Source organism: Pseudaminobacter soli (ex Zhang et al. 2022) (genome assembly GCF_014595955.1).
GTDB lineage: Bacteria > Pseudomonadota > Alphaproteobacteria > Rhizobiales > Rhizobiaceae > Kumtagia > Kumtagia pseudosoli.
The window spans coordinates 165,406-186,145 of record NZ_JABVCF010000008.1 but is presented as its reverse complement, the minus strand read 5'-3'; the positions used below and the strand labels follow the sequence as shown (position 1 = coordinate 186,145).

Annotated in this window: 23 protein-coding genes; 13 read left to right on the top strand and 10 right to left on the bottom strand. The window is 64.4% G+C overall.

Translation table 11 applies throughout. The annotated features are described in order from the left end of the window. Nucleotides 1-54: 54 nt before the first annotated feature. The 11 genes from ubiE (at nucleotide 55) to HUI96_RS16235 (ending at nucleotide 10,056) form a co-directional block, all read left to right on the top strand. A complete protein-coding gene (ubiE, locus tag HUI96_RS16285; RefSeq protein WP_188255723.1) occupies nucleotides 55-831 on the top strand; it encodes a bifunctional demethylmenaquinone methyltransferase/2-methoxy-6-polyprenyl-1,4-benzoquinol methylase UbiE in 777 nt (258 codons plus the stop codon). A 13-nt stretch (nucleotides 832-844) separates the two neighbouring features. Continuing rightward, entirely contained in the window at nucleotides 845-2,419 is a 1,575-nt protein-coding gene (ubiB, locus tag HUI96_RS16280; RefSeq protein ID WP_188255722.1) for a 2-polyprenylphenol 6-hydroxylase, read from the top strand. 62 nt (nucleotides 2,420-2,481) lie between these two features. After that, on the top strand, nucleotides 2,482-2,745 hold the full coding sequence (locus tag HUI96_RS16275) for a FitA-like ribbon-helix-helix domain-containing protein (RefSeq protein WP_188255721.1): 264 nt from the start codon (nucleotides 2,482-2,484) through the stop codon (nucleotides 2,743-2,745). 2 nt (nucleotides 2,746-2,747) lie between these two features. Further along, nucleotides 2,748-3,173, top strand: a complete 426-nt coding sequence (locus tag HUI96_RS16270; RefSeq protein ID WP_188255720.1) for a type II toxin-antitoxin system VapC family toxin — start codon at nucleotides 2,748-2,750, stop codon at nucleotides 3,171-3,173. Continuing rightward, the gene (gene coaBC, locus HUI96_RS16265) at nucleotides 3,170-4,387 is read left to right on the top strand and encodes a bifunctional phosphopantothenoylcysteine decarboxylase/phosphopantothenate--cysteine ligase CoaBC (protein ID WP_188255719.1); all 1,218 of its coding nucleotides are present in this window, start codon (nucleotides 3,170-3,172) and stop codon (nucleotides 4,385-4,387) included. Before HUI96_RS16270 ends, coaBC begins: the two co-directional genes overlap by 4 nt. A gap of 211 nt (nucleotides 4,388-4,598) precedes the next feature. Then, nucleotides 4,599-6,047 carry a siroheme synthase CysG gene (gene cysG, locus HUI96_RS16260; RefSeq protein WP_188255718.1) on the top strand — a complete coding sequence of 483 codons (1,449 nt, stop codon included), beginning with the start codon at nucleotides 4,599-4,601 and terminating at the stop codon, nucleotides 6,045-6,047. Then, nucleotides 6,044-6,340: a DUF2849 domain-containing protein gene (locus HUI96_RS16255; protein ID WP_188255717.1), complete on the top strand. Its 297-nt coding sequence runs from the start codon at nucleotides 6,044-6,046 to the stop codon at nucleotides 6,338-6,340. The genes cysG and HUI96_RS16255 overlap by 4 nt, the downstream gene beginning before the upstream one ends. Nucleotides 6,341-6,369: 29 nt before the next feature. After that, nucleotides 6,370-8,040: a nitrite/sulfite reductase gene (locus HUI96_RS16250; protein ID WP_188255716.1), complete on the top strand. Its 1,671-nt coding sequence runs from the start codon at nucleotides 6,370-6,372 to the stop codon at nucleotides 8,038-8,040. After that, nucleotides 8,015-8,761: a phosphoadenylyl-sulfate reductase gene (locus tag HUI96_RS16245; RefSeq protein WP_188255715.1), complete on the top strand. Its 747-nt coding sequence runs from the start codon at nucleotides 8,015-8,017 to the stop codon at nucleotides 8,759-8,761. The genes HUI96_RS16250 and HUI96_RS16245 overlap by 26 nt, the downstream gene beginning before the upstream one ends. 13 nt (nucleotides 8,762-8,774) lie before the next feature. Further along, nucleotides 8,775-9,308, top strand: coding sequence for a DUF934 domain-containing protein (locus HUI96_RS16240; protein WP_188255714.1), 534 nt, complete (start codon nucleotides 8,775-8,777; stop codon nucleotides 9,306-9,308). Between the two features lie 127 nt (nucleotides 9,309-9,435). Further along, complete coding sequence (locus HUI96_RS16235) at nucleotides 9,436-10,056, top strand: DJ-1/PfpI family protein (RefSeq protein ID WP_188255713.1); 621 nt, start codon at nucleotides 9,436-9,438, stop codon at nucleotides 10,054-10,056. 38 nt (nucleotides 10,057-10,094) lie between these two features. Here the strand turns inward: HUI96_RS16235 and HUI96_RS16230 are convergent, their stop codons facing one another. Next, the gene (locus HUI96_RS16230; RefSeq protein WP_237684160.1) at nucleotides 10,095-10,280 is read right to left on the bottom strand and encodes a hypothetical protein; all 186 of its coding nucleotides are present in this window, start codon (nucleotides 10,278-10,280) and stop codon (nucleotides 10,095-10,097) included. A gap of 259 nt (nucleotides 10,281-10,539) precedes the next feature. Between HUI96_RS16230 and grpE the strand changes: the two genes are divergently transcribed. Further along, nucleotides 10,540-11,160, top strand: a complete 621-nt coding sequence (gene grpE / locus HUI96_RS16225; RefSeq protein WP_188255712.1) for a nucleotide exchange factor GrpE — start codon at nucleotides 10,540-10,542, stop codon at nucleotides 11,158-11,160. 110 nt (nucleotides 11,161-11,270) lie between these two features. Continuing rightward, nucleotides 11,271-11,903, top strand: coding sequence for a trimeric intracellular cation channel family protein (locus HUI96_RS16220; RefSeq protein ID WP_188255711.1), 633 nt, complete (start codon nucleotides 11,271-11,273; stop codon nucleotides 11,901-11,903). 34 nt (nucleotides 11,904-11,937) lie between these two features. On the opposite strand, the gene HUI96_RS16215 is transcribed toward HUI96_RS16220, so the two are convergent. The 9 genes from HUI96_RS16215 to sppA all read right to left on the bottom strand — a co-directional run bounded on the left by HUI96_RS16215 (nucleotide 11,938) and on the right by sppA (nucleotide 20,732). Beyond that, a complete protein-coding gene (locus HUI96_RS16215; protein ID WP_337918401.1) occupies nucleotides 11,938-12,768 on the bottom strand; it encodes a GNAT family N-acetyltransferase in 831 nt (276 codons plus the stop codon). 168 nt (nucleotides 12,769-12,936) lie between these two features. Beyond that, a complete protein-coding gene (locus HUI96_RS16210; RefSeq protein WP_188255710.1) occupies nucleotides 12,937-15,198 on the bottom strand; it encodes a response regulator in 2,262 nt (753 codons plus the stop codon). A gap of 137 nt (nucleotides 15,199-15,335) precedes the next feature. Next, nucleotides 15,336-15,836: a signal peptidase II gene (lspA, locus tag HUI96_RS16205; RefSeq protein ID WP_188255709.1), complete on the bottom strand. Its 501-nt coding sequence runs from the start codon at nucleotides 15,834-15,836 to the stop codon at nucleotides 15,336-15,338. A gap of 11 nt (nucleotides 15,837-15,847) precedes the next feature. Then, nucleotides 15,848-16,684 (bottom strand): TrmH family RNA methyltransferase, encoded by an 837-nt coding sequence (locus HUI96_RS16200; RefSeq protein WP_188255708.1) that lies wholly within the window; start codon nucleotides 16,682-16,684, stop codon nucleotides 15,848-15,850. Beyond that, nucleotides 16,681-17,631, bottom strand: a complete 951-nt coding sequence (locus tag HUI96_RS16195; RefSeq protein ID WP_237684169.1) for a class I SAM-dependent rRNA methyltransferase — start codon at nucleotides 17,629-17,631, stop codon at nucleotides 16,681-16,683. The genes HUI96_RS16200 and HUI96_RS16195 overlap by 4 nt, the downstream gene beginning before the upstream one ends. Before the next feature lie 423 nt (nucleotides 17,632-18,054). After that, nucleotides 18,055-19,020 (bottom strand): ornithine cyclodeaminase family protein, encoded by a 966-nt coding sequence (locus HUI96_RS16190; RefSeq protein ID WP_188255706.1) that lies wholly within the window; start codon nucleotides 19,018-19,020, stop codon nucleotides 18,055-18,057. Nucleotides 19,021-19,054: 34 nt separating this feature from the next. After that, nucleotides 19,055-19,381 (bottom strand): lipopolysaccharide assembly protein LapA domain-containing protein, encoded by a 327-nt coding sequence (locus HUI96_RS16185; RefSeq protein WP_188255705.1) that lies wholly within the window; start codon nucleotides 19,379-19,381, stop codon nucleotides 19,055-19,057. A gap of 32 nt (nucleotides 19,382-19,413) precedes the next feature. Then, on the bottom strand, nucleotides 19,414-19,698 hold the full coding sequence (locus tag HUI96_RS16180; RefSeq protein ID WP_188255704.1) for an integration host factor subunit beta: 285 nt from the start codon (nucleotides 19,696-19,698) through the stop codon (nucleotides 19,414-19,416). A gap of 77 nt (nucleotides 19,699-19,775) precedes the next feature. Continuing rightward, nucleotides 19,776-20,732 (bottom strand): signal peptide peptidase SppA, encoded by a 957-nt coding sequence (gene sppA / locus HUI96_RS16175; RefSeq protein ID WP_188255703.1) that lies wholly within the window; start codon nucleotides 20,730-20,732, stop codon nucleotides 19,776-19,778. Nucleotides 20,733-20,740 lie beyond the last annotated feature (8 nt).

Sequence of the window (20,740 nt, the reverse complement as noted above, 5' to 3'; positions counted from 1 at the left end):
TAGCGGCTGCACGGTGCATCGGGTAAGCCGGTAAACCGCGAACGGTCCAAACTTATGACAGAGCAGCGCACCACCGCCGCTGGCGGCATGGAAACCTCCTTTGGCTTTCGCAATGTCGACAATGGCGAAAAGCAGCCCCTCGTCGACGCCGTCTTCCATCGCGTCGCCGAACGGTACGACCTGATGAACGACCTGATGTCCGGCGGACTCCACCGCGTCTGGAAGAACGCGATGGTCGCCGCTCTCAATCCGCCGAAGCGGCCCGGCTGGGCAGCCTTGGATGTGGCCGGCGGGACCGGCGATGTGGCGTTTCGGATCGTCGAAGCCTCCGACAGTAACGCCGCGGTAACCGTTCTGGACATCAACGGTTCCATGCTCGGCGTCGGGCGGGAGCGTGCCCGGAAGCGCGGTCTGGAGGGGCGGATCGACTTCGTCGAGGCGAACGCGGAGGAACTGCCTTTCCCGGACGAGAGTTTCGACGCCTACACGATCGCCTTCGGCATCAGGAACGTGCCGCGCATCGACCGAGCCCTGGAAGAGGCGAATCGCGTGCTCAAGGTAGGTGGTCGCTTCATGTGCCTGGAATTCTCGGAGGTCGAGATGCCGTTTTTGGACAAGGCCTACGAAACCTGGTCGTTCAAGGCGATCCCGCCGATCGGCAAGGCCGTAACAGGCGAGGCCGAGCCCTACGCCTATCTGGTCGAGTCGATTCGAAAGTTCCCCGACCAGAAGAACTTCGCCGACATGATCCGCCGCGCCGGCTTCGAGCGCGTCACCTGGCGCAACTATTCGGGCGGCATCGCCGCGCTGCATTCCGGCTGGAAGCTTTGACGGTCGCTCTGGGATGAGTTCTGTAGGGGCGGCATTCAGGCTCGTCAGGGCCGGCTGGGTCATGATGCGGGAAGGCGTGTTCGCGGCCTTGCCAGGCGAGGAGTTATCCGGTCCACCGCGCCTGGCTTGGCGCCTTTCCAAGATCCTCACGCGCCGCAGCGCAAGGGGGCTCGGCCGAACGGAGCGGCTGGCCGAAGCCGTCGCGCGGCTGGGCCCGTCCTATGTGAAGCTCGGCCAGTTCCTCGCCACCCGTCCCGACGTGGTCGGCGACGAGGTCGCGATCGATCTCGCCAAGCTGCAGGACCGCATGCCGACCTTCCCGCAGAAACTGGCGGTCGCCGAGATCGAGGCGTCGCTTGGCCGTCCCATCGAGGATCTGTTCGTGAGCATCGGGTCGCCGGTCGCCGCTGCCTCGATCGCTCAGGTGCACCCCGGCGAGGTCTTGAAGGACGGCGTGATTCGCAAGGTGGCTGTCAAGGTTATCCGGCCGGGGGTGCGCCGCGCCTTCTACCGTGACCTGGAGAGCTATTTCCTCGCCGCCCGCCTGCAGGAGCGGTTCATCCCCTCGTCGCGACGGTTGCGTCCTGTCGAGGTCACGCGAATTCTTGCCCAGACCACCCGCATTGAGATGGATCTCAGGCTGGAGGCAGCCGCAATCTCCGAACTCGCGGAGAACACCTCCGAGGATCCGGGTTTCCGCGTTCCGTCCGTGGATTGGGAACGCACCGGTCGCGACGTCGTCACCATGGAGTGGATCGACGGCATCAAGATGAGCGACATCGATGCGCTTCGCGCCGCCGGCCACGATCTGCAGGCGATTGCGGTCGCGCTGGTGCAGTCGTTCCTGCGCCATACGCTGCGCGACGGCTTCTTCCATGCCGACATGCATCCCGGCAACCTGTTCGTCGAGGCGGATGGCACCATCGTCGCGGTCGATCTTGGCATCTCGGGGCGGCTCGGCAAGAAGGAGCGCCGCTTCCTTGCGGAAATCCTCTACGGCTTCATCACCCGCGACTATGTGCGCGTCGCCGAAGTACATTTCGAGGCGGGCTATGTGCCGCACGCCCACAATGTCTGGTCGTTTGCCCAGGCGATCCGGGCGATCGGCGAGCCGATCCATGGCCAGCCTGCCGAGACCATTTCGATGGCCAAGCTGCTCACGCTGCTCTTCGAGGTGACCGAACTGTTCGACATGCAGACCCGGCCGGAACTCGTCCTGCTGCAGAAAACGATGGTGGTGGTCGAAGGCGTTGCCCGCAACCTCGATCCGACCTTCAACATGTGGAAGGCGTCCGAGCCGGTGGTGGGCCATTGGATCGGCGAGAATCTCGGACCGCGTGGCATCCTGTCAGACGCGCGCGAGGGCGTGAACGCCTTGATAGCCCTCGCGAGGCAAGCGCCTGAACTGCTCCGCCGCACCGAGCATCTGAGCCGCGAGATCGACCGCATGGTCGAAGAGGGCGTTCGGCTGGAAAAGGAAACCGCCCACGCGATGGGCCGGGCAAAGGCGGAAGCGACCCGATGGGGCAGGGTGGCGGTCTGGGTGATTGCCGCAACGCTGATCTATTTGGCGTGGCAGCTGTCGTAACCCCGAGTTGACTGCAATGCTAGCACTGCATAGGTTGCAGGCTGCTACGAGATCATGATGCCATGGCTGCCCTGACGATCCGGAACCTCGATGAAGAAACGAAACAGGCGTTGCGCCTTCGCGCCGCCAAGCATGGCGTCTCCATGGAGCAGGAAGTTCGACTGATCCTCAGGAAGGAGGTCCTTTCCGAAGGGAGTATCCCCGGAACAGGCTCGGGGGAGAACTGGTATCGCTCGATCCGCAAGCTCGTGGAACCGCACGGCGGCTTTGAACTTGAAATTCCGCCGCGCAGTAAGAAGATGCGCGAACCGCCGACCTTCGAGTAGATATGTTCATCCTCGATACCAACGTCGTATCGGAATTGTTCAGGCCCCGACCTGAACCGGCGGTCGAATATTGGCTGGAGGCCGCTGATCCAGCTCAACTCTATGTAACATCTGTCAGCAAGGCCGAGTCACTGCTCGGCCTAGCCGTAATGCCCGAGGGCAGGCGCAAGCAGATTCTGGGCAGCGCCCTACGAACTTTCTTCGAGGACCGGCTGCGAACGCCTGTGCTGGCCTTCGGAGGGCGGGAGGCCGAGCACTTTGCAGAACTTGTCTCGCATAGGTTGAGCATTGGCAGGCAGATCGGTGAGTTTGATGCGCAGATCGCGGCGATTGCACGCCGGCACGACTTTGCCGTTGTCACAAGAAATACCGATGACTTCCAGGAGTGCGGGATCAAGGTGATAAACCCGTGGGAAGTAGCCCCATGACCCTTTCCGGCAAGCGCGTCTTGTTGATCGTCGGCGGCGGCATTGCCGCATACAAGTCCCTCGACCTCATTCGCCGGCTACGCGAGCGGGGGGCGGCGGTTCGGGCCGTGATGACAAAGGCGGCGTGCGAGTTCGTCACTCCCCTATCCGTCGGCACGCTGACGGCGGATCGGGTCTTCACCGAGCTTTTCGATCGCGACGACGAACACGACGTCGGTCATATACGCCTGTCGCGGGAGGCCGATCTGGTCGTCGTGGCGCCGGCAACGGCCGACCTGATGGCGAAGCTTGCCAACGGGCTGGTCAACGATCTCGCTTCCGCCATCCTGCTCGCCACCGACAAGAAGGTGCTGATGGCGCCGGCCATGAACCCGCGCATGTGGGCCAACCCGGCGGCGAAGCGCAACCGGGCCACCCTCGAGCGGGACGGCGTTGCCTTTGTCGGGCCGAACCGCGGCGAGATGGCCGAGCGCGGGGAGGCAGGTGAGGGCCGCATGGCCGAGCCGCTGGAGATTGTCGCCGCGGTGGAGCGGTTGCTTTCTCCATCTCCCGGTCCGCTGGCTGGAAAAAAGATCATCGTCACCTCGGGGCCGACGCACGAGCCGATCGATCCCGTGCGCTACATCGCCAACCGGTCCTCCGGAAAGCAGGGCCATGCGATCGCGGCTGCGCTCGCCGAACTCGGCGCGGAGGTGCGTCTAGTCTCCGGCCCCGTTGGCACCTCCGATCCTGCGACTGTGCATGCCGTCCACGTGGAAACGGCCCGCGAGATGATGGAAGCCGTCCGTGCCGAACTGCCGGCCGATGCCGCGATCTTCGTTGCCGCAGTTGCCGATTGGCGAAGCGAGGCAGCGGCGGGCGAGAAGATCAAGAAGAAGCCGGGCGCCGAACCGCCCGTGCTGCGAATGGTCGAGAATCCCGACATTCTCGCCACTATTGGCCATGATAGCCAGCGACCCTACCTTGTGATCGGCTTTGCCGCGGAGACGCACGACCTGCTCGCCAATGCCAAGGCCAAGCTCAAGAAGAAGGGCGCGGATCTGATCGTCGCGAACGACGTGAGCGCCGAGGGCGGGGCGATGGGCGGCGACCTCAACCGGGTGAGCATCGTCTCGACCGCAGGCGTCGAGGAGTGGCCTCAGATGAGCAAGGAGGAGGTCGCCCGCCGGCTTGCCCGGTTGGTCGCAGAGCGGCTGAAGACGATCGAGGTCTAGCCTGGATCCGTCTTGCCGGCCCCAGTCGGTTGTCCAGCCCAAAAATCAGCAACCTGTAGGTCGAAACAGACGCGGCGGAATAAAATGCCTTTGTGCCTGCGGGCCACGGAAAACCGATCCGTGGCCGCAGAGCGTGGCGCGAGTGGGTTTCTTCTGGATCGCAGCTTGACCCTCTAAACATGCCGGTTCAAGCGAGGACGACCTGCGCGACATGCGGCATTTGGAGAACAAGCTGAACGCCTTTCCCGTCTTCCTCAAGGTCGAGGGACGGCAGGTCGTCATTGTCGGTGGCGGCGACGAGGCGCTGGCGAAGGCGCGTCTGCTCGGGCAGTCGAGCGCGGAATTGGTGATCGTTGCCGACGCGGCGGAGGATGCTCTCCGCAATTGGGCCGCAGAACACGGTGCGACGCTCGTCGAGGCGGAATACGACGTTGCTCACCTCCGCGATGCTGCATTGGTTTTCGCCGCGACCGGCGACGCCGCTCTCGACCGCCGCATCTCGCAGGATGCGCGCAGGCTGAGGATCGCGGTCAACGCGGTGGACAGGCCGGATCTCTGCGATTTCTATACGCCCGCGATCGTGAACCGGGCACCGCTCGCCGTGGCAATCGGCACTGAGGGCGCCGGACCGGTCCTGGCGCAGATCGTCCGCTCGCGCATCGATGCACTGCTGCCGCCGTCGCTCGGCGCCCTTGCCGGACTGGCGAACTCGTTCCGGGAGGCGGCAGAGAAGTTCATTCCCAGGGGCGTCGCCCGCCGCTCGTTCTGGCACGACTTCTTCGCTGGCGCGCCAGCCCGCGCGGTTGCGGACGGCGACGAGGCGGAAGCGCGCGAAGCTGCGGCGCGGCTGCTGATCGAGGCCAAGCCGAGGGCCGGCCATATCGCGCTGGTCGGCGCCGGTCCGGGCGCCGAGGACCTGCTGACGCTCCGCGCTCATCGCCTCCTCATGGAAGCCGACGCAATCGTGTACGACGCCCTGGTTCCAGAGGCGGTCGTGTCGATGGGGCGTCGGGATGCCGAACGCCTGCCTGTCGGAAAGCGCAAGGGCTGCCACTCCAAGACCCAATCCGAGATCAACGCGCTGCTGGTGCGGCTCGGGCGCGAGGGCAAGCGCGTGGTGCGCCTGAAGTCCGGCGACCCGCTGGTGTTCGGCCGTGCCGGCGAAGAGATGCAGGCGCTGCGCGATGCGGGTGTTTCATTCGAAGTGGTGCCGGGCGTCACCTCGGCCTTTGCCGCTGCTGCCGATTTCGCGCTGCCGCTGACTCTGCGCGGCGTCACTTCCTCGATGGTGTTCACCACCGGCCACGATCTCAAGGGTAACTCGCTTCCGGACTGGGCGAAGCTGGCGATCTCCGGCGCGACCGTCGCCGTCTATATGGGCCGCTCCGTCGCGGCCGATGTCGCGGGCCGGCTGATCGGCGCCGGGCTGTCGCCGGACACGGCGGTTGCCGTCGTCGAGAACGCCAGCCTGCCGACACGGCGCCGTTTCCATGGTATCTTGGCGGACCTGCCCTCGCTTCAGGGACGGGATGATCTCGAAGGTCCGGTGATGACGATCATTGGCGACGCCGTCGCCGGTGCCGATTTCTCGCGGTCGGAGCCGCTGTCTGCGCGGCGCGAGACAAGCCGCCAACATGAGAAAGAGGAACATCAAGCATGAAGGTTGCGGCTGCGAACCGGCTGACCGACGGCGAGGCAGTCTGGCTGTCTGCCAACGGCGTGTGGGCCGAGACCATCCAGGCGGCGGAGGTCGCCGCCGACAAGCAGGCGGAGGCCGAGCTGGAGCGGACCGCCAAGGCTGCCGTTGCCGCAAATCAGGTGATTGATCTCGAATTTATCGACGTCGAGCTGGTGGACGGCTCGATTATCCCGATCCGGCTGCGCGAGCGTATCAAGGCGGCCGGTCCGACGATCCGGCTTGATCTCGGCAAGCAGGCCCGCACGGCCGCATGAACAGGCTTCGGAACTGACGGAAAACAAGAATGTACCGCTACGATGAGTTCGACCACGAGTTCGTATCCGCCCGCGTCGCGCAGTTCCGTGACCAGGTGGAGCGCCGACTCTCAGGCGAGTTGACGGAGGAGCAGTTTCGCCCGCTGCGCCTGATGAACGGGGTTTATCTGCAGCTCCACGCCTACATGCTGCGGATCGCCATCCCCTATGGCACGCTCAATCCGCGGCAACTCCGGATGCTGGCCCACATCGCCCGCAAGTACGACAAGGGCTACGGCCACTTCACGACCCGGCAAAACATCCAGTTCAACTGGCCGGCGCTCTCCGACATACCGGCGATCCTGGAGGATCTGGCTTCGGTCGAGATGCATGCCCTGCAGACCAGCGGCAACTGCATCCGCAACGTCACCGCCGATCACTTCGCTGCGGCTGCCGCCGACGAAGCGGCCGACCCGCGGCCCTACGCCGAAATCCTTCGGCAATGGTCCTCCGTCCATCCTGAATTCTCCTACCTGCCCCGCAAGTTCAAGATCGCGGTCACGGGTGCGGAGCGCGACCGGGCTGCGATACAGACGCACGATATCGGCCTGCACCTGAAGCGCGGTCCTGACGGCAGCCTAGGCTTTGCCGTCTATGTCGGGGGCGGGCAGGGGCGCACGCCAATGGTCGCCAAGAAGATCCGGGATTTTCTCCCGGAGGAGCACCTGCTCTCCTACGTCACCGCGATCCTGCGCGTGTACAATCTCTACGGACGCCGCGACAACAAGTACAAGGCGCGCATCAAGATCCTCGTCCACGAGACCGGCACGGAAGAGTTCGCCCGTCAGGTCGAGGCCGAATGGGCGCACCTGAAGGACGGTCAACTGACGCTGCCTGAGGCGGACATCCGCGCGATCGAGGCCTATTTCGCGCCGCCGAAGCTGCCGGCCCGGCTGGAGGGCGACGATGTTGTCAAGCAGGCGCGGCTTGACTCGCACTCCTTCAGCGAATGGCTGGACCAGAACGTCACCACGCATCGGATTCCCGACTATGCCGCAGTGACCATCTCCCTGAAGGGGATCGGCGAAGTGCCGGGCGACGCCAGCGACAGCCAGATGGACGCGGTGGCCGACATCGCCGAGCGCTACGCGTTCGACGAGATCCGCGTCAGCCACGAGCAGAACCTGATCCTGCCGCATGTGGCGCGCGCCGACCTGAAGAAGGTCTACGACGCTCTGGCGGAGATCGGACTGGCGACGGCCAATTCAAACCTCATCAGCGACATCATCGCCTGCCCGGGCCTCGACTATTGCGCGCTGGCCAACGCGCGGTCGATCTCGGTTGCCCAGGACATCTCGCGGCGCTTCGCCTCGCTGGAGCGCCAGCGCGAAGTCGGCGAACTGAAGCTGAAGATCTCCGGCTGCATCAACGCCTGCGGCCATCACCATGTGGGCCACATCGGCATCCTCGGCGTCGAGAAGAAGGGCGCGGAGCTCTACCAGGTGACCCTTGGCGGCTCCGGAGACGAGAATACCTCGATCGGCGAGATCATCGGCCGCGGCTTCGGCCCGGACGAGATCACCGACGCGATTGAGACCGTCGTCGAGACCTATCTCGGCCTGCGGCTCGATCCGAACGAGAAATTCCTGGACGCCTATCGCAGGGTCGGCGCCGCTCCATTCAAGGAGGCGCTCTATGGTGCCGAATCCAAGGCTGCTTGACGCCTCCGAGATCCTGGACAGGGCAGAGTCGCTCGAGACGCTCTATGGCTCGCTGCCGCCGCAGGAGGTGATCGCGCGTTCGCTGGAACAGGATTTTGGCGGTATTGCCGCGGTGTCCTCCTTCGGCGCCGATTCGGCCATCCTCCTGCACATGATCGCCGAGATCGATCGCAACCTGCCGGTGCTGTTCCTCGACACCGGCAAACATTTTGGCGAGACGCTTCAGTACCGGGACGCGCTAGCAGCGGATGTCGGGCTGACGAACATCCAGGTCATCCATCCGGATCCGCAGGTGCTGGAGAGCGTCGATCCGGACGGCAACCTGCACCACACCGATACCGACGCATGCTGCGAAGTGCGCAAGGTCGAGCCGATGGCGCGAGCCGTGAAGCCCTTCGGGGCATGGTTCACCGGCCGCAAGCGCTTCCAGTCGGGTACGCGCTCGCGCATGCCCGTGTTCGAAAAGATCGGGCCACGCTACAGGATAAATCCGCTCGCCGGCTGGGGCACATCCGATCTGGCGGACTACATGCGAAAATATGCGCTTCGGGAAAATCCGCTGGTCGCCTACGGCTATCTTTCGATTGGCTGCTTCCCCTGCACCCTTCCCGCCCAGCCAGGCGGAGACGCGCGCTCGGGACGCTGGGCGGGTTCCGCCAAGACCGAGTGCGGAATCCATTTGACGGGTCTCGAGCAATCGCTCACAGACTCCTCGCTTTAGGACTTCGCATTGCATGACTGAACAGCCAGCGCCTCAGCCGCGCCTCTGGACCCCTGCGGGTTTCAAGGAAGACGAATGGACCCATGCCGAGAGTGCCGAGGCGCTCGCCGGCAACGGCCGTTTCATCCTGCCGCTTGCTGCCTTTCTCGCGCTCGACCGGACGCAGCGCCGCTCCGCCAAGGAACGCCTTGGCGTGCTGCTGCAACCGGGCGATCCGGTGGAGCGCGTTGCCGACCTGCTCGAGGATCTTTCCCTCCTGGCGCTTGCCTTCCCGGCCTTCAACGACGGGCGCAGCTTCTCCAAGGCCGAGCTCCTGAGGAGCCGCTACGACTTCGAGGGTGCGATCCGCGCCACCGGCCAGGTACTCGTCGACCAGCTTCCTCACATGCTTCGCCTCGGCTTCGACGAGTTCGAGGTGACTAACCCCGTTCTGATCCGGCGCCTTGAGGAAGGACGGGTGGGCGGATTGGGTGTGTATTACCAGCCGACGTCTCAGTCTTCCGGTACGACGGAAAAATACTCCTGGCGGCGGCGACCCGCAAACTGACCACCCATCAAGGGTTCCGGAAGGTGCCCAGGAGCGGATTCGCTCTTCCCCTGCGTCAATCCTGAACTTACGATAGCCTGATTATTACGAGTTTCGAAATAACTCTGGCGATCGGGAGGAAAAGATCATGCCTGGGAAGAAGATTCTGATGCTGGTCGGCGACTTCAGCGAGGAATACGAGATCTTCGTGTTCGAGCAGGCCATGCATGCGGTCGGCCACACCGTGCATGTCGTGTGCCCGGACAAGAAGGCCGGGGACGTGCTGAAGACATCCCTGCACGATTTCGAGGGTCACCAGACCTATACCGAGAAGCTCGGCCACGACTGCTACCTGAACAAGACCTTTTCGGAGGTGAACCCGGCCGAGTACGACGCCGTCTACTGCGCCGGGGGGCGCGGACCCGAATACATCCGCATCGACAAGCGCGTGCAGGCGTTCGTTCGCCACTTCCACGAGGCCGGCAAGCCGATCTTCACTATCTGCCACGGCGTGCAGATCCTGATGGCCGTGGATGGTGTCCTGCGCGGACGGGAAGTGGCTGCGCTACAGTATTGCGAGCCGGAGGTGACGCTGGCTGGCGGAAAGTACATCGACGTTCCCCCGACCGGCGCCCATGTCGATGGAAACCTTGTTTCCGGAAAGGGCTGGCCGGGGCTTGCTGCTTTCATGAGGGAGTGTTTGAGGGTGCTCGGCACCGAGATCTCGTATGGCGAGACTCTAAGATCGGAGGGGCGGCGGGCTGCCTGACCAAGAGCGCAGGCCGGCGTTTGGAAAACGCCGGCCGCTCAGTTCCTGGTGGGCGCTCGGCGCCCGCCGAGTTCTTCCAGATCGTCCTGCTCTGCGCAGGCACGATCGAGTTCCTCCAGCAGTCTGACGAAACGGTCCGGTATTTCCGGCTCCACCGTGTATACCGGCAACGTCCCGACAAACCGGCTCATCTGCCCGCTGCGCATCTGGCGGCGGAATTCCATCTCGAGCCTTATAGGATTATTTGTCTCCTGGTTCGTCATTGTCCCGGTAACCCGTTGCTTCAGCGAAACTCGACCCATTCCGAATGGTTCCTGTACGCACTGCAGCGTGGCCGCTCATGGTAAAATTTATCTAAAAGTCTAACGAACTTTGCTTTCGGGCTCTGAATTGCAGGCAAATGGCCCTGCCCCTTGATTTTCGAAGTAGCAGGATCGATATCCGCCGCATCTCCAAGGAGTGAGTTTGCAGGAACAGGATGCGATGAGCGAGCAGACCAAGGACGAACACGCGCCAGAGGAGAACGCGACCAACGGACAGGCGCCCGAAGCTGCCAACACCCAGGACGGCGACTATGAGGCGCTGGTGCGGCTCATGAAGGAGAACGAGGAACTGAAGGACAAGGTCCTTCGGGCGGCGGCGGAGATGGAGAACCTGCGGCGGCGTACCGCACGCGAGATCCACGATGCCCGCAATTACTCCGTCGCCAATTTCGCGCGCGACATGCTGACCGTTTCCGACAATCTGCAGCGGGCGCTTGAGGCAGTCCCCGAGGAGGCCAAGGCGGCCGATCCGGGTCTCGCGGCATTGGCGGAAGGCGTCGAGATGACCGAGCGCTCGATGCTCTCGGCGCTGGAGCGCCATGGCGTGAAGAAGCTGGACCCGGCCGGCGAGAAGTTCGACCCCCATTTCCATCAGGCCATGTTCGAGGTGCCGAATCCGGACGTCCCGGCCAATACCGTGGTGCAGGTCGTTCAGGCAGGCTACTCGATCGGCGAGCGTGTGCTGCGTCCGGCGATGGTCGGCGTGTCGAAGGGCGGCCCCAAGAACGGCGGCAGCGATGCTACGGCGGAAGCCGAGCAGAGCGGGCAATCCGAAGGCTGAGACGAGAATCGGTCACCCGAACAATTCGGCTCATGGCCTAGCCGCAGGGGGTTGACGCGACCACCGTCCCGCGGCCTTTTTGCGGGAATGCCCAATGCGATCCAGTGGCCATGACCCCGCTGCATGTTCTCGACTATGCCGGAGTCGCGGTGTTTGCCGCGACCGGCGCGCTCGCCGCCTCGCGCAAGCAACTTGATCTTGTCGGTTTCCTCTTCCTCGCAGGCGTGACCGGCATTGGCGGCGGCACGGTGCGCGACGTGATCCTCGGGCTGCCGGTCTTCTGGATACGCGACCATACCTATGTGCTCGTCTGCGCGGCCGTGGCGATCCTCGTGTTTCTGGGCGCGCACAGGCTGGAATCCCGATACCGGCTGCTGCTCTGGCTGGATGCCATCGGTATGTCCGCTTACTCGGCCTTGGGCGCGGCGAAGGGCTTGACCGCCACCGGATCTCCCGTCGTTGCGATCGTCATGGGCATGCTGACGGCGACTTTCGGCGGCATTATGCGCGACCTCCTGGCGAACGAACCGTCCGTGCTGCTCAGGCCCGAAATCTACGTTACCGCCGCCCTGGCCGGCGCGACGGTCTTCACCCTCTCCGACATGGCCGGCTTTCCGGAGTACGCTTCAGCCATTTTGGCGTTTGCAGCGGCATTCGCTGTACGCGGCAGTGCGCTCAGATACGGCTGGAGCATACCGGCCTATCGCGCTCGCCCCGGCCGCCATCCGAAGGACCTCGGATAGGGCGGCCAAGCCGCCTGGCGGGGGCTCGCTTCCTCTATGCGACGTATGCGCCTTCGTCGGCCGTGTAATAGCTGATGTAGCGCTGGCGGATGTCGCTCACCGCCAAGACCACGAACACGTCCACCGTCTCGAAGTCGTGGTCGATCACGCATCCGTCGCCGATCCGGGCGCCGAGGCGGAGATATCCCTTGATCAGCGGCGGCATGCGGGCGAACGCTGCCTTTGCGTTGATGGCCTCGGGCGGCACCAGGTCCATCGAGCGGTAGCGCTCTGGAAGCGCGCTGACTTGGAATTCCGGCTCCGTCCGGAAGCTCTGTGCGAGGAAGGACAGGGCTTCCGAATGGGCCGCGGGTACCGTCCCGTGGAAGGAGGCGCAACCGGCCATCACATCGATCTTGTGATGGAGCACATAGGCCCAGATGGCCTGCCAAAGAGCCTCGATCGTGCGCTTGGACCGGTACTGCGGAAGTACACAGGAGCGCCCAAGCTCCAGGAACCGCTTGCCCGGGTTTCTCTCGATCAGGCCGGCCAGATCGAACTCGTCCTCCGAATAGAAGCCGCCACAAAGCGCCGCCCCTTCCTGGGTGAGAACGCGGTAGGTGCCGACGATTCGTTCGTGCTCGGGCGCGGCCAGCGAATGATCGAAGACGAGGATATGGTCGCAGACCGCGTCGAACCGATCTGCGTCGCGCCGCTCCGCTGCCTGCAGCCGGCTGGCCTTCGCCCCCAGTTCTTCGTAGAAAACTCTGTAGCGCACTTCCTGGGCGGCCTCGATTTCCGCCTCGCTGCAGGCCAGCCGAGCCTCCAGGGAGCCGATCCTGCCGAGAGTCCGTCCGGCGATCCCGACTGGGGAAAGCCCAGACACCACTGTCTCAGGGTCGGGTGGAGTGCTCACTGCGGATGAAACTGCCTGCACCTTGCTTCTCCTGCGACAGGGCCTTGCGCACGCATAGTGCCGCTCTGCAACAGGTATGTGAACGATAGCGGTGGGAAGCGGTCGGCTCAAGCCACTCCTAACAGAGCAAAAGATCGCTTAAGTGGCGCCCTCCTCGACGGCGTGCACGAGAGCATCGGGGTCGAGCGGCTTGGTCACGAAGCCGCTTGCCCCATGGGCCAGCACATCGTGGCGGGTTCTTTCCTGGCCGTCCGCCGTGAGGACGAGTATGGGCAGGGGCGCCAAGCCGCTTTCCTCCTCATGTCGCCGTATCAGCGCGATTGCCTCGAGCCCGTCCATCACCGGCATGTGGAGGTCCATGAGCACCATGTCGTACCGGCTCTTCACTGCGGACACCGCCTCCACCGCGGCCTTGCCGTTGGTCACCACCTCCACCCGGTGCCCCGCCTTCTGCAAGGTGGTGCGTGCGAGTAGGGCGTTGATTTCATTGTCCTCTGCAAGCAGGACCGAGAGCCCGGCCACCCGCGCCGTTCGGCTGCGCGGGCCGGGGCGAGTGGATGCGATCGGGACCAATATGGAACTGGCGGCACCCGCGACCAGGACGCGAAGAAGCGTCTCTCCTCTCACCGGCCTTGCCAGGAAGGTGGCATACCCGCTGGCGCGGAAATCCCCGAGCGAGCCGCGATCGGTAGGGGCGATCAGGGTGATCGGATGGCTGCTGGCAAACCCAGCCTGCTTCAGCCGCCTGAGAAGCTTGCCATCGGTGGATTCAAGCGCCGCATCGATCAGCAATGCGTCCATCGGCCCGCTCAACTCGACGGCTTGATCGATCGAATAGACCACCTCGACCGAGCCGCCATAGGCGCGGATGGTGCGCGCGATCGCCTCGCATTCCACCTCGTTGCGGGAAAGGATGACAGAGCGATGACCTTCGAGGACGGCGCCACGGGCGAGTCCCGATCCGGATGCTTCCGAGGCGGGTATCTCGAAGGCGAATTCGGAGCCGAGGCCGAAATCGCTTGTGACGGATATGGTCCCGCCCAGCGCCTCGACGATGCGCCGGGAAATGGCGAGCCCCAGTCCGGCACCCCCATGCTCGCGCGTCGAACTGGTGTCCCCCTGCTCGAACTCCTCGAATATGCGCTCGAGATCCTGCTGCCTGAGCCCGGGTCCGGTGTCTGCCACCGCGAAGCGTACCATCTCCCGGCCGGCGGCATCGGGGCGGAGCGTCACGGTGACGAGAACTCCGCCGGCGTCGGTGAACTTGATCGCGTTGCCGACCAGGTTTAGCAGGACCTGTCGCAGTCGGCCGGGATCGGCTGTGATGCTATGGGGCACGTCCGGTACGACGTGACAGCCGAGCCCGATCCCCTTGCCATAGGCGCGTGCCGCGAGGAGTTCGACCACATTCTCCACAAGCTCCCGCGGCGAGATCGGCTGGGGCTCCGGCACGAAGCGCCCGGCCTCGATCTTGGAGAAATCCAGAAGATCCTCGATGAGCGCCAGGAGGGCGCTCCCCGACGTGGAGATCGCCCCCACATAGGTCCGCTGCTCGGCCGACAGGCTGGTGTCGGCAAGCAGCTTCGCCATTCCCATGATGCCGTTCATGGGTGTCCGGATCTCGTGGCTCACCGTTGCGAGGAAGCGCGATTTCGCCAGGCTCGCGTACTCCGCGCGCTCCCTGGCGCCGATAAGCGCGAGTTCGGCCCGCTTACGGGCGGTGATGTCGCGGGCAATGGCGCGGTGCGACACGGATTTGCTGGCAGTGTCGCGCGCCGAAAGCTCGATCCAGGAGAACCACCGCGTTCCATCGGGAGTGTTGATCGCCACGTCGGTCGAACTCAGGCACTCCCCGTTCGAGAAGGCGGCGTCCGGCACCACTCCGATCTCGATCCCGAGGTCCGCGAGCCGCTGCCCGACAACTTCTTCCGGCCTTCGTCCGATCAACTTGGCGAACACCTTGTTGGCATGGACGATGCGGCCGTCGCGGTCGCGATGGATGACGAGATCGCCGAGCGCATCGATCAGCCCGCGGAAGTGCTCCTCGCTTTCGTGCAATTCCCACATGCGGTCCGCAAGCGATTCGAGCCGAGCGGCCGGAGCGCTGTTCTGGGGGGAGGCGCCCGCCCGCACTTGTGCGGGGCTTCGGCGAGCCTGGACCAGAAGCCCGGCTAGGCCGAGCATGAAGAACCCGAGACTGGCGACGATCGGGGCCTGGAGAATGGAAGAGAGGGCAGCCATGCCGAAGGCCGTCATTACGATGAAGCTCGGCAGAGTCTTTCGCGGAGCCGGCTCTGGAAGCGCAGAAGGAGCAGGCCTGGCCTGCCTCGTCACAGGCAGGATCGATCCGCCATCAACGCTTTCGCCAGCAAGGGAAGTGTGGACCAAGGGAGCCGTCATGCCGCAATTTTAGCGGCCGCGTCGTTCCCGAACTTTTCCGCAAATTGTTCGGATTTTAGCTTTCCGCTGAAAGTGGCGCTCCGAAACCTGATGCGCGGAGCTTTTCCGCACCTTTAGGGGAGGGGTGGCGGGTTAACCTACTCGTCCGTGCCAGCCGCCTGCTTTGTCTCGCGCCAGGCGAGGAGTTCCTGCAGCACGATCGCCGCTGCGCCGACGGAAATGAATGCGTCCGCCAGATTGAATACCGCGAACGACCAGACCGGCGTGTGGAAGAGGATATAGTCCACCACATGCCCGTAGATCGAGCGATCGATGAGGTTGCCCAGGGCGCCGGAAATGATGAGGGCAAAACCTACCCGGGCAAGCACCTGTCCCGGCTCGGAGCGGGCGGCAAGGTAGAGCACGAACGCGATGACGCCGACCGAGATGACGATGAGGCCCTTGTCGCCGAACGAGGACAGCATCGAGAAGGCGATGCCGGTGTTGTAGGTGCGGTAGAGCGCCAGGAACGGCAGCACCTCAACCGCTTCGTGCAAGGTAAGCCTCGTCTCGACCAGCCACTTGATCCACTGGTCGAGCGCGATTCCGACTGCCACGATGACGGCATAGATCGGCCAGGAGATGCGTCCTGCAGTCATGGTCCCTCAGTCTACAGCTTCAGTGCGGAGCGGCGGATCTCGAAAAGCATCACGGCCGTGGCGACGGCAAGGTTGAGCGAGTCCGCACGCCCTGCCTGCGGTATGCGCACGAGCCGGTCGCAGGCATCCGTGAGGTTGTCCGGCAGCCCCTGCTGCTCATTGCCCATCAGCAGCAGCACCGGCTTCTCCGCGTAGTCGATGCTGCGATAGTCGACCGCGCCCTTGAGATGGGTGCCCACTACCAGTCCGGCAACGTGCTTTCGCCAAGTGATGAAGGCCTCGGGCGTGGCGCGGGCGATCGGAACCGCGAAGATGGACCCCATCGTGGCGCGGACTGTCTCCAACGCGAACGGGTCCGTCGTTTCGCCGATCAGAATGACGCCCTTGGCGCCGACCGCATCCACCGTGCGCAACACAGTTCCGAGATTGCCGGGATCGCGGACCCGGTCGAGAGCGACCCACACATCGCCCGGTTTCGGCCTGATGCCGTCGAGCTTGGCAAGGTGCTGTTCGAATACCCCGATCACCGTCTGCGGGTTGTCGCGCCGGGTGATTGCAGCGAGGATCTTTTCCGAGACCTCGAGGACGTCGCCGCCGGCTGCGATCGTGCGGGCCGCGACTTTCTCGACCGCGGCATTGCCCAGCGCGGATTTCGCGAAGACGAGGGTGCGGATGCGCCAGCCGAGATCGAGGGCGTCGATCACCAGCTTCAGGCCCTCGGCGATGAAGGCGTGCTGCTGATCGCGAAACTTCTTCAGCGCCAGTGCCTTGAGGTCCTTCACCAGCGGATTGGAAAGGCTGGTGACCTCCTTCACCCGTCCGGGCGCTCTGCTCCTGTCCTCGTTCACGGCGCGATCCATCGGGAAAAAAGGGAGGTCGAGAGGGCGCGGCCCGCGCCCTTTTCGCGGATCACCAGTTCGCCCGATTCCACCGTGCCGCCCATGCCGGCGAAGGTGTCCCGCATGACCGCATGGATGGCGAAGAACGAGGCCCTGATCGAATAGGCAGTGAGCACGACGGCGAGCGGCTTGGGAGTGAGAATCGAGCGGCAGAGGTCGGCCAGACGCGGCACGTCCTCGAAGAACTGCCACACCTCGCCCTTGGGACCGCGCCCGTAGGACGGCGGATCGAGCAGGATGATGTCGTATCGGCTGCCGCGACGTTCCTCCCGCTCCACGAACTTCATCGCGTCTTCGCAGATCCAGCGGATGGGCTTGTCGGTGAGCCGAGCTACCTGCTGATTCTCGCGCGCCCATCCGATCGCCTTCTTGGAGGCGTCGACATGCGTGACTTCTGCTCCGGCTTTCGCCGCGACAAGCGAAGCCAGCCCGGTATAGCCGAAGAGGTTGAGCACCTTGACCGGCCGCCGCGCCTTTTCGATCAGGCCGGCCATGTGGTCCCAGTGCGTGGCCTGCTCTGGAAACACGCCGACATGGCGGAAGCTGGTGAAGCGGCCGAGATAATCGATTCCGTCGTGGCGCATGGGCCATGTCTCGCCGAGCGGCCGCTTCGGAAAGCGCCAGCGGCCCAGCCCTTCCTCGTCGGTGTCGCCGGTGAAGATGGCGTCCGCCTTCTGCCACTCCTGCTCGCCGAGTGCCCTGCGCCAGATCGCCTGGCCTTCCGGCCGGACGATGCGATAGGCGCCATACTTCTCCAGCTTCTGGCCGTCGCCGCTGTCGAGCAGCGCGTAGTCCTCATTGGGCAGGACCTCGAGGATGACCGGCAGTCTTTCTGCGGGCAGCGATCCTTGTCTGCGAGAAGGGATGGGCCGTTCAGGCGAGGGCGACTGTCGCAAACCTGCATTGGCGGGAGTGGAACGCTGTTCCGCGCGTTGCGCGCTGCGGGTCTCGCCCGCGCGCCCGGACGGCTGCGGACGGCTCGCATGGACTTTTTCGCGCGTGGGCTTCAAGCGGGTGCTTCTCCGTCGGTGAGGGGCTTTTGGCACAGCGACCACCGGGTCGCAACTGAACACTGGGCACCAATCTCGGGTTAGCGGGTCGGCCGGCGCGCTTCTCGGAAATGGGAATGGGCTTCAGTTAGGGCTCGATCAAATGCCCCCTCTCCGCCTCGCTGCGCTCGGCACCGCTCCCCCGTACCGCGGGAGCGGACGGAAGCCAGGCTGGACGCCCGTCCTCTCCCCTCACTAAGTGGGGGAGAGGTGTCGAGGGCTTTAGCCCGAGACGGAGAGGGGGCGATATGCAGCCTTAACCGGGCACGCTCAACCGGAAAGCGCCTCGTAGACGGCGATGCCCGCCGCGAGGTCCTGCAGAGCAGCTCCGACCGACTTGAACAGGGTTATCTCGTCGTCGCTCTGCCGGCCCTGTCTCTGGCCTCGGGTCAGTTCGTGCAGGTCGGCCACGATGTCGTCGGACTTCAGCACGCCGGACTGCAGCGGCTGGACGATGTCGCCCGCCTCCTTGGTGGCGCCGGCGCGGGTGTCGACATAGACGCGAGCGCGGCGGATCGTCTCGTCGTCCGCCTCCCGCATGGTCGGCGTGAACCCGCCTACGAGATCGACGTGGGTGCCCGGCCTGAGGTTCTGCCCGGAAACGAGCGGGTCGTTGGTGATCGTTGCGGACGAGACGATGTCCGCCCAGCCGAGCGATGCTTCGAGATTTTCCACGGCGATGGCATTGAGGCCGTTCGCGCGAAGCGCCTCCGCCGCCTTCTCGGCATTGGCAAAAGTGCGGTTCCAGATTCGGACTTCCCGGATCGGCCGCACCGCCGAGTGCGCCTTGGCGAGGAACGGGCAGAGCGCGCCGGCGCCGATGACCAGCAACTTCGAGGCGTCCTCGCGCGCCAGGTAGCTGGCCGCCAGCGCGGAGGCGCAGGCCGTCCGCCATTGCGTCAGCCGCTGCCCGTCGATCAGCGCCTGCGGCTCGCCCGTCCTGCCGTCGAGCAGCAGGTAGAGGCCCATGACCGCCGGCTTGCCGATCGCGTTGTTGTCGGGAGAAACCGTGACGATCTTGACGCCGATATGCCCGTCGTCCGAGTTGCCGAGCGCGACGAAATCGCTCCAGGCCGGCATCAGCAGGAGTGTGGATGCCGCCCCATCCGGCCGCTCGATCGTATGATGATGCCGGACCGGCTGGACCGCGCCGAGGCGGAACGCGGTTCTCAACGTCTCGACCAGGCCCGAGAAGCTGAGGCTGCGGTCGACCTCGGCCGCTGAAATCATGCGCATGAATGTTTACCTGTAACCGATAGCCCAGCCGGTCTCACGCCCCGGTCCTGGCCAGCGCCGTGCCTTGGGGGTGCTGGCGCATTACCGCCTCGCGGGCTGCCTGGGCCTCGAGCGCCTTCTGCCTTGCCTGCCTGCGGTAGCGGCCCTGCCTGATCCACGTAACCAAGCTGCCGATGATCAGGCCGATGGCAAGCGCGCCGAAGATGAGGAAGAACAGCGGCATCTCTGTCGTCAGCGCTGGATTGCCGGGATTGAACGGGTCGAGCGTGAAGGCCACGAGAGTGCGGTTGGCCACGGCAAGCGCGATCAGGATGATCGCCAGCGGAACGAGGATGACGACGAGGACGATGCGATTGATCATGGATTTCCGTGACTGACGGCCTTGTGTGGCCGCTACTTCTCTGCGTTCAGGCGCTCGCGCAGTTCCTTGCCGGTCTTGAAGAAGGGCACCCACTTCTCCTCGACCTCAACGGTTTCGCCCGTGCGCGGGTTGCGGCCGGTGCGTGCGGGGCGGTTCTTGACCGAGAAAGCGCCGAAGCCGCGTAGTTCCACCCGATTACCCTCGGCCAGGGTCTCTGTGATCTCATCGAATATGGCATTGACGATGTTTTCGACATCGCGAAGGAAAAGATGCGGATTGCGAGCGGCGATTATTTGTACAAGCTCCGACTTGATCATAAGCGCTGACCCCTCCAGCCAATATTTCTGAAACTATGCTGACGTTATTATTCAATTCCCGAAGACCCCACCCAATTTCAAGGGTGCCAGAGGGATATGAGGCCGTCAAGGAACAAGCGGTCGGCTCCAGTCTCGCGAAGCAGGTCCGAACCGGCACCCGGCAAGCCGATCAGACTGCCGATCGCTTTACCGACGTCGCTGCCGAAAAGCAGGCTGTATCCCTTCTTCTTCGGCTTCCACTCGATCACCTTCAGGTCCGCCGAGACGCCCTTTTCGCCAAGCCACGCGATCGCTTCCTTTTCCCCGCCCAGGCGGTCCACCAGCTTGCGCGAAAGCGCCTGCCTGCCGGTAAAGACCGAGCCGTCGGCCAGCGCCAGCACTTCGCTGCGGGAGAGCGGCCGGCGCTCCTCGACGAGGCCGATGAACCAGTTGTAGCTGTCCATGATCATCGAGCGGAGCATGGCGCGCTCCTCTTCGGTAGTCGGATTGAAGGGCGAGGGCTCGGCTTTCAGCGGAGAAGACTTTACCTCGTCGACGCTGATGCCGATCTTGTCCATTAGTCTGGAGAAGTTGGGGATCTGCGCCAGCACGCCGATCGAGCCAACGATCGAGCTCTGGCGGGCGACGATTTGGTCGGAGGCGCTGGCAATCATGTAACCCGCGGAGGCGGCGAGCGTGCCGACCTGCGCAACCACGGGCTTTTCCTTCGCGACGGCGCGAACCGCCTCGTAGATGGCCTCGCCGCCCGCCGTCGTTCCTCCGGGAGAGTCGATCGACACGATCACCCCCTTCGCGGTCGGGGATTTGCGAAGGTCCTCCAGAAGCTGGAGCAGATCCTCGTCTTCCAGGATCGTCCCTTCGATCTTCACCTTGGCGATGTGGTCGACCGACTTGCCGGCGGCCCCGCCGTCATAGAGCGCCCAGGCGATGCCGATGATCGCCAGCGCGGCGACAGCCAAGGCGAACACGCGCCAGAAGGTAACCTTGCGCCGCAGCCGGCGTCGGTCGATCAGGTCCTCGGCTGTCGCGGCCATTTCCGTCC